Genomic DNA, 16,161 nt, shown 5'->3' with positions numbered 1-16,161 from the left:
GGGAAGAGGGCGGACAAGGAGAACCGCATCACCGGCGCCCGCCTCGTGAAGGAAGCGAACGGCTGGCACATCGCCTTCCGCGTGCAGACCCTCGACCGCGCCCCCGAACCCCACCAGGGGCCTGAGGTCGGCATCGACGCCGGAGTCACCATTCCCCTGGCCCTGTCCAATAAGGACCACCAGGACCACGGGCGCCCGCCTCGACTTCCGGATGGCACCGCCGACCGGGACAAGTGGCTGAACCCGAAGGAGAAGGCCAAGCTCCTCACGCTGGAGCGGCAGGCCGCGCACCGCAAGACGTCCCGCAAGCGCGGGGAGAAGACCTCCCGCCGGTTGCAGCACACCTACGACCAGATCAGGCAGCTCCGAGCAAAAGCCACGCGACGAGCCCTCGACTGGCAGCACCAGACCACTACCTATCTCACCCGCACCTACGGCGTGCTGGTGGTCGAACAGCTCAACATCCTCGGCATGACCAAAGCCCCCGAGCCGAAGCCCGACCCCGACAACGAGGGCGAGTTCCTGCGCAACGGCGCCAGGGCGAAGGCCGGACTCAACCGCTCCATCGCCCAGGAGGCGTGGGGTCGGACCGTGACGATGCTGGCGTACAAGAGCGCCCGCTTGGGCGGCCGGCTCGTCAAGGTCCCCGCCCCGCACACCTCCCAGCGATGCTCAGCCTGCGGATTGACCACCCCCGGCAGCCGAGAGAGCCAACAACTGTTCTCCTGCAAGAACCCCGACTGCGGCTGGACGGCGAACGCCGACTGGAACGCGGCGAGGAACATCGTGCACCTGTACTGGATCGGCCACGTCATCGTGGAGGTCCCGGCCGCCGGAAGGCGCGGTCGCAGGGCGGGTAAAACCGTCAAACCTGTCGCCGCAAGGTAGACAGGAATCCCCCTCCTGAGCCTGCGAAGGGAGGGGAGAGCTTCAATCGGTCCACCAACTGCCGCCGTTCTGGGACTTTCTGAGCCACCTCGACCCCGTGTTCTGGCTGGTCCAGGTCGAACGGATCGGCTTCCTCGGCCGCGGCGACGTCGGCGCCGGCCGGGCGCTTGCCGTGGTCTGGGGCCTGGCGGCGGCGCTCACGGCCTGGTCGGCCGCGGCGTTCGCCACCGATCGCCTCAAGCCCTGAACGCCGCAGGGAGCACTACTGGTAGCAGTCGGGCAGCGGGTCGGTCTCGCTGGAGATCGCCGTGTCCTTCATGAAGCCGAGCTGCCCGTTGTCCGCGATCGTCATCTCCCAGCGGGTGGAGTGCGGCCCGCCCACCCAGGCCTGGTCGTCTTCCTTGCACCAGAACCAGCTCGGGTTGGAGTACATGTAACCGACGACGGTGTGCGGGTCCGGGTACTGGTGGTTGTCACCGACCCAGCCGTACACCGGGGCGCCGGAGACGTTGTAGCACCACCACTTGTTGTCGCCGTTGGTCCAGCACGGACTGGCGGCGGCCGCGGCGGGCGCGGTCGCCACCCCGAGCCCTGCGGTGAGCGCCGTGGCGGCCAGCAGCGTGCCGATCTTCCTCGCCCTGGCGCCCGTGCTCGCCGCATCCTTTTTGCGCATGTGCTCCCCCTGGGTTGTCACCGGACGAATCGGTCCCCAGGAGTCTGCGGCGGTCGGCCGACGCCCGTCACCCTTTTCGACGACGTTCGAAAAGGTCGAGCACGGTACGCCCACGAGGATCGCGGCTCGCTCCTCAACGAGCCGCGACCGTTCGGGCGTTGCGCGGGGAAGTCGGCTACCTCCCGTAGCCGGCTGCCGTGATGTTGGCCTGCACGGCGTTCTCGGTGGCGTCCGACGGGTAGCCGGACGTCATCACGCCCTCGTAGAAGGTGCCGGCCGCGCCATGGCTGTTGTCGCCGCCGATGCCGAGGATGATGGCGCCCTCCTTCTTCATCGGGTTGTAGCCGGACACGTTGGGGCGTACGCCGTTGTAGAAGGTGGACAGGGAGCCGGACTGCGCGTTGCCGCCCCGGATGGCCCAGCGGTTCGCTCCGCCCTTGATGACGGCGGTCGTGTAGCGGTGGCTGATCGACGGATCGCCCGCGTTGTAGTGCTGGTTGGCCCCGGAGAACAGGCCGTTTTCCAGGTCGGCCATGATCCAGGGGCCGTTGCCGGAGCCGTAGCCCCAGACCTTGATGTTGCCGAAGTAGATGGCCTCCATGGTGCCGTTGCCGTTGTCCCGGCTGTTGGTCTCGGCGTTGCCGTAGTCGAAGCAGCAGCCGCCGTTGTAGTGCGTGCCGTCGAGGACGGCGTACATGCCCTCCGCCTGGTCGCCCCTGGCGACGCCGTTGGTGCTGTTGTTGCGGTAGCCGGTTCCGGGGGCCACGTAGACGCCGTACGCCTTGTGCCCGCCGACCGTGGTCGGGGCGGCCGTCGCGTTGGCCAGGTTGTCGTAACCGCCCGCGGCCGGCCCGGAGAAGCCGCCCGGAGGTGCCTGGGTGAGGCGGTTGCCGCGGCCCGACTGGTCGTAGATGACGGTGATCAGACAGGTCGTGCCCGAGCAGAACGAGTCCTGCGCCGCGGCGTTGGCGACCCCGCCCGCGTTGACGACGCCGATGTCCCGGGTGGCGTTGTCCGAGGCGCGGCGCACCTGGTAGAGCGGGCCGTTGTAGGAGCCGTAGAGGGCGCGGGTGGTGCTGTGCGCGGCGACGCAGGGGGTGCCGCCGGCGGCGTAGAGGTCGCACGGCAGCGAGGTGGCGGCGGGCGCGGCCGGGGCGGTGCCGGTGAGCAGGCCGACGCCGAGCGCGGAGGCCGCTGAGGCGGTGAGGAGCGTGCGCCGCAGGGAGCGTGACCATGGGCGGAGGGTCATGGGTGAACTCCTTCGATGGGGGGTGTGCCCGGCGGCCGGTCTCACTGAGGCCATGCGAAAGACGTGCGCATGACAACTCCGCAGGACGGGGTCGGCGGTCTCACCATCACGTTGGGACGGGTGGAGCGGAGCTCGCGATGAAGCGTGTTCGTCATACCGAACATTGCTCGGAACTTCGGACTCTCAGGATGATAGGAAGCCCACGCCAAACGTCAATGGCTGGCGCGCGATTCATTGACGTGGGGATCTTGGCGGCGAACCGGGGTACGCGACGGAGGACCGAGGGAGGAACGCATGACCACGTACATCATCTCGGTGCCCGGCACGTTCACCGGCGAACTCGGGCACGGAACGCGGACCGAGCTCGCCCGCGCGCTGCGGCCGGTGGACCCGCATGGCACCCACATCGGCGACGAGGAGGATCTCGACGCCCTCACCGTGAACGACGACGGCACCTTCACGGTCCGCCTCAGGATCGACGCGGCCGACCGCCTTGGGGCCGAACGGGAGGCCCGGCGCCTCGCGGAGTCCGCCCTGAGCGCCGCAGGCCTGGACGAGAGCAGCGCACCGCTCGGGCCGACCGTCGTCACCGGCATCGACTCCGACAGCTGAGACGGCCGGGCCGGGGCGGTCACACCACGCGTCCGGCTTTGCGGAGCAAACCACGTTGCGGACCAGTTCGTCACGATCGCGGACGAGGTACGTGTGACTCGCGTGATCAGGGGCAGCAGCGTGAGGTGGCGGGGTGTCCACACCCGCCGTGGTATTCGCACCCGGGAAAACGCACGGTCCGGAAGAAGGTGGCAACGTGGCCCAAGCCCTACCCGACGGAAGGTCAGAACCGGGACAGGCGAGGACACGGGGAACGGTCGCGGAACTGCCCAGGCAGGTGCGCGACGAACTCGCCCGCAGGCTGAGGCGGAACAAACGGGCTTTCCGTCCCGACGACGTCCAGGTCGTCGAACCTCCGCTGCTGCGCCGCGCGGTCGGCGCCTCCGCGCTCGGCAACTGCATGGAATGGTTCGACTTCGGCGTCTACAGCTATCTGGCCGCGACCATCGGCAAGGTCTTCTTCCCCGGGGCGTCTCCCGGAGCCCAAGTGGTCTCCTCCTTCGCCACCTTCGCGGCGGCCTTCGTCGTCCGGCCCCTGGGCGGACTGGTCTTCGGCCCGCTCGGGGACCGGCTCGGCCGGCAGAAGGTCCTCGCCACCACCATGATCATGATGGCGCTCGGCACGTTCGCCATCGGCCTCATCCCCAGCTACGCGACGATCGGCATCGCCGCGCCGATCCTGCTGCTCGTGGCCCGCATGGTGCAGGGGTTCTCCACCGGCGGCGAGTACGGGGGCGCCACCACGTTCGTCGCCGAGTACTCCCCGGACCGGCGACGGGGCTTCCTCTCCAGCTGGCTCGACTTCGGCACCTTCGTCGGCTACGCGCTGGGCTCCGCCCTGGTCACCGTGCTGAATGTGGCGCTGAGCGACCAGCAGATGCTCAGCTGGGGCTGGCGCGTGCCGTTCCTGATCGCCGGTCCGCTCGGCGTCATCGGCCTGTACATGCGACTCAGGCTGGAGGAGTCGCCCGCCTTCCAGCAGCAACTGGACGAGCACGAACAGGGACTCGCCCAGGCGTCCGCGGGCAGCGAGCTGAAGACCATCGTCACGCGGCACTGGCGTCCGCTGCTGATCTGCATGGGCCTGGTGCTGCTGTACAACGTCACCAACTACATGGTGACCGGATTCCTGCCGACCTATCAGACGGAGACCCTCGGACGGTCCAGCGGTTCGGCCGATCTGCTGGTGCTGATCGGCATGGTCTGGATCGTCCTGCTGATCACCTTCATCGGCCGGCTCAGCGACCGCGTCGGCCGGCGGCCCGTGTACGGATTCTCCGCCGCGGCGATGATCCTGCTGGCGGTGCCGTCCTTCCTGCTGATCAAGGCGCACGGCACCTGGCCGCCCATCCTCGGTGTCCTGGTCCTCTCCACGCTGCTGGCCTGCTTCGCGGCACCGAGCGCCGCGACCTTGCCGGCCCTGTTCCCGACGGCCGTCCGCTACGCGGCGATGGGCATCGGCTTCAACATCGCCGTCGCGGCCTTCGGCGGTACCACCCCGCTGGTCACCGAGGCGCTGGTCAACGCCACCGGTGACGACCTGATGCCGGCCTACTACCTGATGCTGGCCGGCGTGATCGGCCTGGCGACCGTGAAGTTCCTGCCGGAGACCGCACAGGTCCCGCTCAACGGATCCCGCCCCATGGTCGGCTCCCGCGAGGAACAGCGGGAACTGATCTCCACGTCCAGGGAGCTGTACGGCACTTCGGTCCGGCGTTCCTCGACGACGACGTCGTAGGGACTCCTGGCGGGAACGGGGGGCCGGCCGTCACAGCTCGGTGTCCGTCTCCTGGGCCAGTGCCTCCAGGAGACGGCCTTGGAACGCCTCGTCGTGGACCGCCTGATGCGGCTGGGCCTGTGCGCGGTGATACCAGTACCCGCCGGTGGTCAGGGCCTCGGGTTCGTCGCTCGTCGCGAGCCACTCCTGCGTCCGGTGGCCCTGCTCGAGATCGTCCGGTGCGCCCGGTCCGCCCATCTTGGTCGGCACCCAGCCCGGGTCGACCGCGTTGCTCAGCACGTCCGGCCGCAGACGGGCCACCGCGGCGGCGAGCGTCGTGACGAACAGCTTGCTGTCGGAGTAGGAGCCCGCGCTCCTGCCCCGCCAGTCGACCCGGTCGAGCGACGAGGGGTGCCCGCCGAAGTGCGAGCTGCTGCTGAGGTACACCAGCCGACGCGGCCCGCGCAGCAGGGCGGTGAGCAGGTACGGCGCGACGATGTTCACCGGCATGACCGCCGGCCCGCTCCACACCCCGGCGTTGTGGATGACGGCGTCGAGCGGCCGAGCGTCGTTCAGCTCGGCGGCGATCCGCCGTACGGCGTCCCGCTCCGTGAAGTCGCCCACCACGAGGTGGGCCCCACGGCCGACCAGCGCGTCGAGTCCGCCCGCGCGCCGCTGGTTGCGGGCGTGCACCACCACCTCGTGTCCGGCGGACAGCAGGGCGTCGGCCGCGGCGCGTCCCAGTCCGTCCGCGGAACCGGTCACCAGGATACGACTCACGATCACGCCATCCCTTCGCCCACGACAACCTGACGAACGCCACGGCGGCGCTCACCCCGCCGAGGAAGCGTATGCCACGAGAGGCGGGCGGATCGGATACGAGCAGGGGACCTGCCTCTTCGCGAAGTCCCCTCTCCTGCTCAAGTCCCCGTTCACCGAGCCAGGTTGACGTGAGTTCGTCAAGAGGAGGATCATCCACTTCCCAGACGCCGACGGACGAAGCCCCGCGTAGGTCGCTGAGCCGTGCGCGTGCCGACACCGTCGATGACCTGACGCCTCGTCGCACGTGCTGTCCGTTCGGCCACCTGACCACTCCGAGGCACGGGGACTCGACCCATGACCACAAGCAATGCCAGACGCGGACCCGCGTCAGGACGCCGTGCGGCCCTGCTGACCACCGTCGCCGCACTCACCGTCGCAGGCGGGATGGCCATACCGTTGCCGGCCCTCGCCAGCGGTGGGACGGCGCCCGCGGCCACCACCCTGCAACAGGACTTCTCGGCCGCCGCCGACGCCTACCACGTCCCGCGTCAGGTGCTGCTGGCGGTCGCGTACGAGGAGTCCGCCTGGGACACGCACGCCGGGCAGCACAGCGCGGACGGCGGCTACGGGCCGATGCATCTGACCGACGTCACCCCCGCCATGATGGCCGGTGGCGACGCGGGCGCGGCCGGGCGCGGCGACCTCGCCGAGCTGGCCGCCGACCCGGCCCTGCACACCGTGCAGGCGGCGGCGAAGCTGACCGGCCTGACCGCCGAGCGGCTGCGCACCGACCCGGCCGCCAACATCCGCGGCGGCGCGGCCCTGCTCGCCTCGTACCAGAAGGCCGCGACCGGCGTGTTCGCCACCGATCCCGGCAACTGGTACGCGGCCGTGGCCCGTTACAGCGGGTCAACGCGGCGCCAGGGTGCCGAGGCCTTCGCCGACCGCGTCTTCGCCACGGTGCGGCAGGGCGCCCACCGCACCACGGCCGACGGCAAACGCGTCTCGCTGGCAGCCGACGTCCAAGTCCGCCCGGCCACCCGCCAGTTGGCGTGGCTGCACCTGAAGGCCGCGGCGGACACCACGGCCGAGTGCCCGGCCACCGTCGCCTGCACCTTCGTCCCGGCGGCGCCGTCCAACGGCCAGGTCTCCGACCGGCCCGCCAACGGCATCCGGATCGACACCATCGTCATCCACGACACCGAGGGCTCGTACGACGCCGCCATCAGCACCTTCGAGCAGGCGAAGGGCACCGCCGCGCACTACGTCATGCGCTCCTCCGACGGCGCGGTGACGCAGATGGTGCCCACGAAGGACCTCGCCTTCCACGCGGGCAACTACTCCACCAACATGCACTCCATCGGCATCGAGCACGAGGGGTACGCCGCACACGGGGCCACCTGGTACACCGAGGCGCAGTACGAGGCCACGGCCGAGCTGGTGAAGTACCTCGCCGACCGCTTCGACATACCGCTGGACCGGCAGCACATCGTCGGCCATGACAACGTCGCCGGGCCGAAGTCGTCCCTCGTCTCGGGCATGCACTGGGACCCGGGCCCGGGCTGGGACTGGAACCACTTCATGAGCCTGCTCGGAGTGCACAACGGGCGCCACGGCGTCGGCCCCGTCGGCTCGGTGGTCACCATCGCCCCGCGCTTCCACGACAACGTGCAGACCGTCCAGATCTGCCCCGTCGACGACCCGACCGGCGCCACCACCGCGTGCACCGAGACGCAGCAGCAGGCGAACTTCGTCTACCTGCGCACGGAACCCAGCGACAGCGCACCGCTCTTCGGGGACCCGGCGATCCACTCCGGCGCGCCCGGCACCGACCGGATCAACGACTGGGGCAGCACGGCGGTCGCGGGACAGCAGTTCGTGGTCGCCGATCAGGACGGCGACTGGACCGCGATCTGGTACAGCGGCGCCAAGGTGTGGTTCTACAACCCCCACGGCTGCAACACCGCGCCGGCCCACGGCGTGAAGGTCGTCACGGCGGCCGGGACCTCCCCGGTGGCGGTGTACGGCTCCAGCTACCCGGACGCCTCCGAATACCCCTCGGGTCTGTCGCCCTCGACGCAGGCCCCGCTCAGCATGTACTCGGTGCCCGCCGGCCAGGCCTATGTGGCCACCACGGCGCCGTCCCTCACGGATGACTTCTTCCCCTCCAGCGGCAGGGTCGTCACGGGGGCCAAGGCGATGTACACCATCCAGTACAACCACCGGGTCGCCCTCGTGTACGCCGGTGACGTCACCGCCACGGACGGCTGAACCGCACATACGACGGGCGGTGGTGTCCAGGAGGTCCGGCCTCCTGGACACCACCGCCCTGCCCACGTCAGAGACGCATTCGGGTCCCGCGCGTGGCGCCGTCGGTGAACTTCTCGCTCAGAAAGTCCTGTTGGCCTCGTTGACATGCCATCAGCACACGCGTTTCACTCGACACTCGAATGGCAACGTTGTCAGGGCGCGGAGGCGACCGGGCGCGTTGCCTGTCGTCGGCGTTCCCCGAGCTCATGGCGCGCCGGCATCTGATGTGCGAAGCACGAACCGCTGCGGAGGCAACCGATGGTGAGACCCCGACGTTCAGCTGCGCCACGTGACAGTAAGAGACTTCGCCGGCGACTGGCCGTGGTCTGCGTCCTGGGCATGACCGCCCTCCCGCTCACGGCGGTGGGAAGCGCCCAGGCCGCGAGCAGTGCCGCGCCGGCCCTCGTGAAGGATCCCGCTTCCCTCGTCAACCCCCTCATCGGCACGTCCGGTGCCGTGGACACCTTCCCGGGGCCCGACATGCCGGCCGGCATGGTGCAGTGGGGCCCCGACACCACGCCGCACCGCCCGGACGGCGGCGGCTACGAGTACCAGGACAGCAAGATCTCCGGCTTCAGCCTCACGCACGTCTCCGGCCCCGGCTGCCCGGTCGCGGGCGACCTGCCCGTCCTGCCGGTGACAGGCGCGCTGTCGGGCAGCCTCGGCGACACGTCCGTCGGCTTCAAACACAGCGACGAGCAGGCCGGCATCGGGTACTACCGGGTCACCGACGCGAACGGCGTCAAGACCGAGTTGACCGACACCACCCGCGCGGGCCTGGGCCGGTTCACCTTCCCGGCGGGCTCGCAGGCGAACCTGCTGTTCAAGCTCAGCGGCGGTGCCACGCAGGTGGACGGAACCCGGGTCCAGGTGGTGAACGACCGGGAGATCAGCGGCGCCATCGACAGCGGCCACTTCTGCGGCGCGAGCAACAGGTACACGCTGCACTTCGACATCAAGTTCGACCAGCCGTTCACCGCGAGCGGCACCTGGGTCGGCGGCACCATCAACCCCGACGCGACCTCACTGAAGGCGGGCAAGGTCCGGCAGACCCCGCAGCCGCCCAAGCCCGCGCCGCTGAAGGAGAAGCACTTCACCGTCCCGGCGAAGCCCGCTCCCACGATCCACGGCAGCAGTGCCAAGACCTCCGGTACGAGCAAGGCCGCCCAGCCCCCCACGACGGGCGCGAACGGCATGTACCTGACCTTCGACACCTCCGCCCACCCGACGGTGAACGCGAAGGTCGGCATCTCGTACACGAACGACGCGGGCGCGGCGGCCAACCTCGCCTCCGAGATCAAGACTTGGAACCCAGCCACCGTCGAGCAGGCCAACCACCAGGCCTGGAACGCCGTGCTGAACAAGCTCCAGGTCGGCGGCGGCAGCGCGGACCAGCAGACGAAGTTCTACACCGCGCTCTACCACGCGCTGCTGCACCCGAACGTCTTCTCGGACGCCAACGGCCAGTACATGGGCATGGACAACCAGGTCCACAAGCTGGCCAAGGGCCAAAAGGCCCAGTACGCCAACTACTCCGGCTGGGACACCTACCGCTCCCAGACCCAGCTGATGGCGATGGTCGAGCCCAAGGTCGCCAGTGACGTCGTCACCTCGATGCTCAACGGCTACGACCAGACAGGGCTGCTGCCCAAGTGGGCCTCGAACAACGGCGAGAGCTACGTCATGGTCGGTGACCCGGCCGCCGGCATCATCACCGACGCGTACGCCTTCGGCGCCACGGACTTCGACAAGAACAAGGCCCTCGCCGCCCTCCAGCACGAGGCCACCGTCCGCAACAACGACCGCCCCGGCGAGTCGGTCCGGGACGCCAAGGGCTATCTCCCACTGGACGAGAACGACTACGGCTGCTGCAACTTCTACGGCCCGGTCTCCACGCAACTGGAGTACGACTCCGCCGACTACGCGCTGGCCGCCTTCGCGAAGTCGCTGGGCAGGACGGACGTCTACACGAAGTTCGCGACCCGTGCCCAGGACTGGATGAACGTCTTCAACCCGCAGACCGGCCATCTGCAGGCCAAGAACAAGAACGGCCAGTTCGCGGGCGGATTCACCCCCGGCACCTCCAACGGGTTCGTGGAGGGCACCTCCGCCCAGTACACCCCCATGGTCCCGTTCAACCTGCGGCAGCTCATCCAGGCGAAGGGCGGCGACAAGGCGTACTCGTCCTTCCTGGACGGCCTCCTCGACAACATCACCAACCCGGGCAACACCAACGCCGACCTCAGCAACGAGCCGAGCGTGGAGATCCCCTGGGAGTACGACTACACCGGGCAGCCGTGGAAGACGCAGGCCGCCGTGCGTCAGGCCCAGCAGGACCTGTACTTCAACGCTCCCGTCGGTTCCTTCGGCAACGACGACCTCGGCGCCATGAGCTCCTGGTACGTCTGGTCCGAGCTCGGCATGTACCCCGAGACCCCGGGCACGGACACCCTGGTGCTCGGCAGCCCGGCGTTCCCGGTGACCCAGGCGACCCTCGCCGGCGGCAAGACGGTGCGGATCAACGCACCGCAGGCCGCGCCGAACGCACCCTACGTGCAGTCGCTCGACGTGAAGGGCAAGGCGTGGAAGACCGCCTGGCTGACGTACGGGCAGTTCAAGGGCGCGGGGAGCATCGACTACACGCTGGGCACCCAGCCCAACACCGCCTGGGCGTCCGATCCGTCGGCCGCGCCGCCGTCCGACACCACGGGCGGTGGACGCGTCCTGGCCGCGACCGGCCCCTCCAGCGACGGCCTGGTGCTCCAGCCCGGCGCGTCCGGTGACGGCACCCTGGATCTGACCAACCTCGGCAGCCAGGCCGTCACGGTCGACTGGAAGGCCACGGCGGCTTCCGGGGTCACGCTCACCCCGTCGTCCGGCTCGCTGACCGTGCCCGCCTCGGGCAGCGCCGAGGCCAAGGTGCACGTGACCGCGGGCACGAGCGAGGGAACCTACCCCGTCACCTTCGCCCTGACCGACCACAGCACCGGAGCGACCCTGAACGGTGCGACCCTCCGCGTGGCCGTGGCCAAGGCCGGTGCGCTGTGGCCGTACAACACCAACGAGGGCGTCTATCCCGACGGCGCCACCTTCTCAGGCGGCTTCGACGACGGTGGCTGGGCGTTCTCGCAGAACGCGCTGGCGGCGGCCGGCGTCACGAGCGGCTCGACCGTCACGGTCGACGGCATCTCCTACACCTGGCCGACGGTGACGTCCGGTCAGCTGGACAACCTGGAGATGGCCGGCCAGACCATCCCGATGCCCGCCGGCACCTCGGGCGCGTCGCTGGGCCTGCTGGGCGCGGCGACCAACGCGTCCAGCGACGGCGTCTCCGGCACGGTGACCGTCACCTACACCGACGGCACCACCGCGAAGGCGACGGTCGGGTTCTCGGACTGGACGCTGAACGGCGGCTCCGGCAAGCCGATCGCGGGGGACACGACGGCCGTCACGACCAGCTACCGCAACACGGCCAGCGGAGGCCGGGACGGCGTCAAGACCTACGTCTTCGCCACGAAGGTCCCGCTGGACGCGTCCAAGCAGGTCGCCTCGGTCACGCTGCCGGTGACGGGGGCGACGGGATCCGACCACCTGTTCGCCTACGGCTTCGGCCAGTGAGGCAGTAGCTCGCAAGAAAAAGGGGGGCCGCTTCCCGGACAATCGCCCGGGAAGCGGCCCCGTGCTAGTCACACGTCAGGGTCGGCATCGCCCAGTCACCGTGGTCGCTGCCGTTTCCGTCCCCGGCGTCGCCGACCCGGAGGTCGACCACCTGGGTGCCGCTGACGTCGACGTCGATCGGCACCGCGGCCTGCTTGCCATGGATCGTCGGCGTGGTCACCAGGGTCTTGCCGTCGGCGATCACGGAGAACGTCACCGTACCCGCGCCGCCCGTCTCGTCGTCGACACCGACGTCCGTCGTCAGGCGGGAGCAGTGTCCGGCGAGATAGATCTCGACGTCGCTGACCGAGTTGGTGCCCAGGCCCTTCTTGTAGCCGACCCCGGCGATGGTGATCGGACGGCCGTCCCCGGCCGCCTGCTCGCCGACGCTGGTGTCGCGCTCCACGGGACCCCAGCCGTTGGTGGACGACAGGAACGGCAGGTCGCTCACCGCGCTCTTGCCGGCCGGCGGGGCGGGTGGGATGCCCCCGACGATGCGCTCGTCATGGACCGTGGCCCGCCGTCCGTCCTGCCGGTAGTCCACCGTGGCGGTGAGCGCCGAGGCGGAGGGCAGGGTCCCGGTCGGCGGCTGGACCTTCCAGGTGAAGGTGGCCGTTCCGCCGGGTCGTACCCGCTTGACCGCCGTGGGACCCGTGGCGCTCACGCTCCAGCCGTCGGGCGCGGAGAGGGAGGCCGTCAGCCCGGACGCGGACGGACGGTCCTTCGGCACCCGCACCGTCGCCTCGGCGGTGAAGGCCTGGGCCGGATGGGCGGTGTCGGGAACGGACAGGGTGACATCCGCTCCGGGACGCTTCGGCATCGCGTACTTCTTCGGGTCGTAACGCGGGCTGTCGTTCTGCGTCACCCGCAGGGAGGAGGCGTAGCTGCCGTAGTCGGTCAGCGAGACCTTGCCCAGTCCGCCGGTGCTGCCGTCCAGGTTCCACACGGCGATGGCGACGCTGTTGCGGCCGTCTGGGTCCAGAATGCCGTTGGGCACGGGGAAGGTGTGCTGCGGGCCGAGGTAGTTGACGTAATTGCCGACCTGCCAGCCGTTCACGAAGATCGTCGCGCGGTACTTGCGCGACGGGTCGTCGGTGAACGTCAGCCCGAGCGAGGTGTCCTGTCCGTGCGGCAGGTCCAGATGGACGTCCGTCCGGTACCAGGAGACCCCGGGACGGGTGTCGGTCGTCGGCAGGGACACCCGGTTCCACTTGCCGTCCGGGTAGCCCGGCAGGGACCAGCCGGCCCGCTCGCCGTAGAGGCCGCCCGTCGAGAGCGGGCCGCGGACCGTGTCCTGCAGGTTCTCACCGCCGCGTACGCCCTGGACCCGCCAGGTGACGGAGGTCAGCGGAGCGCCCACGAGGGAGGCACTGGTCAGGCCGCGCGCGGTCTTGTTGCCGTTGGTCGAGTTGTAGTCCTCCTCGTGTCCCATGTTCACGGTGAGCACGGACAGGACGTTGTCGCCCGTCTTCTTCACCGCGCCGGCCGGGAAGGTGAAGTCGGCGCTGCCCGTGGTGGAGCTGCCGAGGAAGGTGCCGTTGAGCCAGGCGGAGAACGCCTGGGCGCCTCCGCCGGAGTCGGAGACCAGGTGGATGCCGGTCTCCTTGCCGGTGGCGTGGAAGCGGCCCCGGTACCAGGTGTTGCCGGTGTGGAAGCCGTAGTCGTCGGCATAGAGGACGGGCAGGGAGTTGACGCCGGAGACGCTGTTGGTGGTCGCCTTGTCGGCCACCTGCCAGGTGGAGTCGTCGAAGGCGGCGGCCGCCTCGGGGGACTCCTCGGCGTGCTTCCAGTCCGTCAGGGCGGGCAGGTGGACCGCGGCGGCCACGGGGATGGTGCCGGTGAGACCGCCCGTGTCGCCGGCCCGGGTCTTCAACGACCTGCCGTTCCAGGTGACGTGGTCGGCGGAGCTGAACACCTCGATGTTCTTGTCGTCGGCGTTGTCACCGGTGAGCGCCAGGGTGTGACCGCCCTTGAGGCTGGTGGCCGTCCGCAGCAGGTGGGTGCCGCGCACGAGTACCGGGCCGGTCGCCGTGTCCTGACGCCAGAAGGTCTTGGCCGTGGCCTTGTCGCCGACGAGCAGCAGCAGCGGGGGCTTGCCGGCGCCGCTGACACTGACGCGGATCAGGCCCTTGTGCGTGTAGTTCAGTCGCAGGTCGCCGGTGGCCTCGTCCCAGGTGGTCGTGACAGCGCCGCCGCTGCTGGTCACGGTGGGCTTGGAGGAGTACCGCAGCACGGTCTCGCCGTCACTGCCCGGATCGCCGTAGAGCACGGCGACCTCCCGGTTCCCGATGGCCGCGTTGGTCATGATCTCCGAGGTCGAGTACTGCAACTGCGCCTCGCCGAGGCGGTAGTCGGCGACGATGACGTGGGAGTCGCGTCCGTCGAGGGTGATCGCGGTGCCCGGCTGCTGCGGTACGACCGGGTAGGTCGGCTGGGCGGCGGCGGTGCCCGTCGGCACGTCGATGGCGTCGATGGCCACGTAGTTGTCCGTGGAGGCCGAGCTGTGGTTCCCGTCGACGACGATCTTCAGGGTGTGCGACCCGGCGGGCAGGCCGGTCTTCTGGAAGACCACCGCCTGGCTCTCACCGCCCGAGTCGTCGACCGTGGCCACCTTGGTGCCGTCGAGGTAGACGTCGGCGTAGCCGTGGTTGTCCGTCTTCGACCCGATCCAGCGGACGGCGGTGCCGTCGAAGGGAACGGTGACCGAGTCACCGGCCTTGTTCGAGAACGACTCCGTGTGCTTGTAGTCGCCCCCGGTGTAGCTCTGGTTGGCCACGTGCGACCACGAACCGGTGTACTGCAACGCGGAGTCGGGGTCGTCCCAGGTGTACGTGGTGTCCCCGGCCGGCTGGGCGTTGAAGTCCAGCGAGATGTGCGTCTTGTCGACCGACGTGGACGTGGAGTTGCCGTGCCGCAGCACATGGAACTGCGTCTTGGTGTCGGGGTTCATCCGGGCGGTGTCCACGACCGCGGAGTTGTCCGGCGGCGTCGTTCTGATCGCCTCGGTCTTCGTCAGCGGCGCGACCGACTGGGTGAAGTACCCGATCAGCTTGTCCTCGTAGTACTTCGGATCGAGCTGGCGGTTCTCACGGATCGCAGCTCCGTAGTCGTAGGACGTGTAGTTCTCCGGCATGCCCAGCCAGCCCCAGTTGGTGCCGCCGTAGGTCATGTAGAAGCTCTGTGCGGTGGCGCCGACGGCTATGTTCTGCTTGTAGAACACGTTGGCGAACTGGTCGTTGATCAGCTGGGCGCACTTGTCGTAGCCGGGGCCGCCCCAGGGGTCGAAGGCGCCGCCCTGGAACTCCGGGGAGTACAGCGGCTTGCCGGCAGGGTGGTCGTAGCTGATGTCGGGGACGCCGTTCCACTTCGTGGGGTTGGAGCAGTCGAATCCCTGCGGGTAGGAGTCCGGGCCGTCGACGTCCAGGGCGCCGGTACCGGAGTTGAAGGTGCCGTTGTTGTTGCCGGTCAGCGGCACGGTGATGCCGTCGGCACGGGCCTTGTCCTCGAGGTGCTTCATGTAGGAGCGGCCGGCGGCCGAGCCGTTGTAGTACTCGTTCTCGACCTGGTAGGCGATGACCGACCCGGTGCCGTTGGTCAGCTGGTGACGGGCGAGGATCCGGTCGATCTGCGTCAGCCATTCGTCCGCGTACTTCAGGAACTGCGGGTCGTCACTGCGGTTGTGTCCGGCCTTGGTGGTGAGCCAGCCGGGCAGACCGCCGCTGTCGACCTCGGCGTTGATGTACGGCGCCGGACGCGCGATGACGTAGAGCCCGGCCTGCTGCGCCATGTCGAGCAGCTTGTCGACGTCCCGCACCCCGCTGAAGTCGTACACGCCCGGCTTGGGGGAGTGGTAGCCCCAGTCGAAGTACAACGAGGTCGAGTTGAACCCGGCGGCCTTCATCTTCTGGAAGATGTCGCGCCACAGGTCCGGACTCGGGAGCCGGAAGTAGTGGAACTCGCCGGACCACAGGTAGGTGCGCGTGCCGTCGACGAGGAACGAGTAGCCGTCGAAGCTCACCGTGTGGGTCCCCGGACTTGCGGCGGGCTTCGCGGCGGGGACGTTTCCGCCGCTGTCCTGCGCCGCCACGGCGGGCGAGGTCATCCCCGCGGCCATGGCGATGGTCGCGGCCGTCGCCAAAGCCGCCCTCCACCACCGTCCGCGGCCGGGTCTCGCAGCTGTTGAACCGATCTGATTACTCCGCACTGCGGCCTCCATACCGCCTGAGCGATCAGCATCAAACAGACTCAGGCAAAGTCGAACAGTAGGGCCGCACAAGGCGCCACACAATGGTG

The 16,161-nt window shown here is 69.4% G+C and carries 9 protein-coding genes and 1 pseudogene; 6 read left to right on the top strand and 4 right to left on the bottom strand.

What is annotated here, in order from left to right; all coding sequences use genetic code 11:
- Together ACIRVK_RS32435 and ACIRVK_RS32430 are read left to right on the top strand one after the other, a co-directional pair.
- A partial coding sequence (locus ACIRVK_RS32435) for an RNA-guided endonuclease InsQ/TnpB family protein (protein WP_404253404.1) occupies positions 1–888 on the top strand: 888 nt, incomplete at its 5' end.
- A 97-nt stretch (positions 889–985) separates the two neighbouring features.
- On the top strand, positions 986–1,135 hold the full coding sequence (locus ACIRVK_RS32430) for a hypothetical protein (RefSeq protein ID WP_404253402.1): 150 nt from the start codon (positions 986–988) through the stop codon (positions 1,133–1,135).
- A 15-nt stretch (positions 1,136–1,150) separates the two neighbouring features.
- Here ACIRVK_RS32430 and ACIRVK_RS32425 read toward each other — a convergent pair whose 3' ends face one another.
- Positions 1,151–1,561, bottom strand: coding sequence for a hypothetical protein (locus ACIRVK_RS32425; RefSeq protein ID WP_404253400.1), 411 nt, complete (start codon positions 1,559–1,561; stop codon positions 1,151–1,153).
- A 184-nt stretch (positions 1,562–1,745) separates the two neighbouring features.
- A pseudogene (locus ACIRVK_RS32420) lies at positions 1,746–2,810 on the bottom strand (arabinofuranosidase catalytic domain-containing protein); the annotation flags it as partial.
- Positions 2,811–3,104: 294 nt separating this feature from the next.
- On the opposite strand from ACIRVK_RS32420, the gene ACIRVK_RS32415 reads away from it, so the two are divergent.
- The gene (locus tag ACIRVK_RS32415) at positions 3,105–3,422 is read left to right on the top strand and encodes a hypothetical protein (RefSeq protein ID WP_404253398.1); all 318 of its coding nucleotides are present in this window, start codon (positions 3,105–3,107) and stop codon (positions 3,420–3,422) included.
- 196 nt (positions 3,423–3,618) lie between these two features.
- Positions 3,619–5,160 (top strand): MFS transporter, encoded by a 1,542-nt coding sequence (locus ACIRVK_RS32410; RefSeq protein ID WP_404253396.1) that lies wholly within the window; start codon positions 3,619–3,621, stop codon positions 5,158–5,160.
- Between the two features lie 30 nt (positions 5,161–5,190).
- On the opposite strand, the gene ACIRVK_RS32405 is transcribed toward ACIRVK_RS32410, so the two are convergent.
- Positions 5,191–5,919: an SDR family NAD(P)-dependent oxidoreductase gene (locus tag ACIRVK_RS32405; RefSeq protein WP_404253394.1), complete on the bottom strand. Its 729-nt coding sequence runs from the start codon at positions 5,917–5,919 to the stop codon at positions 5,191–5,193.
- 336 nt (positions 5,920–6,255) lie between these two features.
- Here ACIRVK_RS32405 and ACIRVK_RS32400 point away from each other — a divergent pair, with 336 nt between their 5' ends.
- Positions 6,256–8,172: an N-acetylmuramoyl-L-alanine amidase gene (locus ACIRVK_RS32400; RefSeq protein ID WP_404253392.1), complete on the top strand. Its 1,917-nt coding sequence runs from the start codon at positions 6,256–6,258 to the stop codon at positions 8,170–8,172.
- Positions 8,173–8,550: 378 nt separating this feature from the next.
- A complete protein-coding gene (locus tag ACIRVK_RS32395; RefSeq protein ID WP_404253390.1) occupies positions 8,551–11,829 on the top strand; it encodes a GH92 family glycosyl hydrolase in 3,279 nt (1,092 codons plus the stop codon).
- Positions 11,830–11,893: 64 nt separating this feature from the next.
- Here the strand turns inward: ACIRVK_RS32395 and ACIRVK_RS32390 are convergent, their stop codons facing one another.
- The gene (locus ACIRVK_RS32390) at positions 11,894–15,970 is read right to left on the bottom strand and encodes a beta-galactosidase (protein ID WP_404253416.1); all 4,077 of its coding nucleotides are present in this window, start codon (positions 15,968–15,970) and stop codon (positions 11,894–11,896) included.
- Between the last annotated feature and the right edge of the window lie 191 nt (positions 15,971–16,161).

Origin of the sequence: Streptomyces sp. NPDC101152 (assembly GCF_044768275.1) — a bacterium.
Taxonomy (GTDB): domain Bacteria; phylum Actinomycetota; class Actinomycetes; order Streptomycetales; family Streptomycetaceae; genus Streptomyces.
This window is presented reverse-complemented; position numbering and strand designations above follow the sequence as displayed.

Excerpts from the sequence above, each read along its gene's own strand:
- ACIRVK_RS32395 (WP_404253390.1), top strand. The coding sequence starts at position 8,551 with ATGACCGCCCTCCCGCTCACGGCGGTGGGAAGCGCCCAGGCCGCGAGC.
- ACIRVK_RS32390 (WP_404253416.1), bottom strand. The coding sequence starts at position 15,970 with ATGACCTCGCCCGCCGTGGCGGCGCAGGACAGCGGCGGAAACGTCCCC.
- ACIRVK_RS32400 (WP_404253392.1), top strand. The coding sequence starts at position 6,256 with ATGACCACAAGCAATGCCAGACGCGGACCCGCGTCAGGACGCCGTGCG.
- ACIRVK_RS32415 (WP_404253398.1), top strand. The coding sequence starts at position 3,105 with ATGACCACGTACATCATCTCGGTGCCCGGCACGTTCACCGGCGAACTC.
- ACIRVK_RS32425 (WP_404253400.1), bottom strand. The coding sequence starts at position 1,561 with ATGCGCAAAAAGGATGCGGCGAGCACGGGCGCCAGGGCGAGGAAGATC.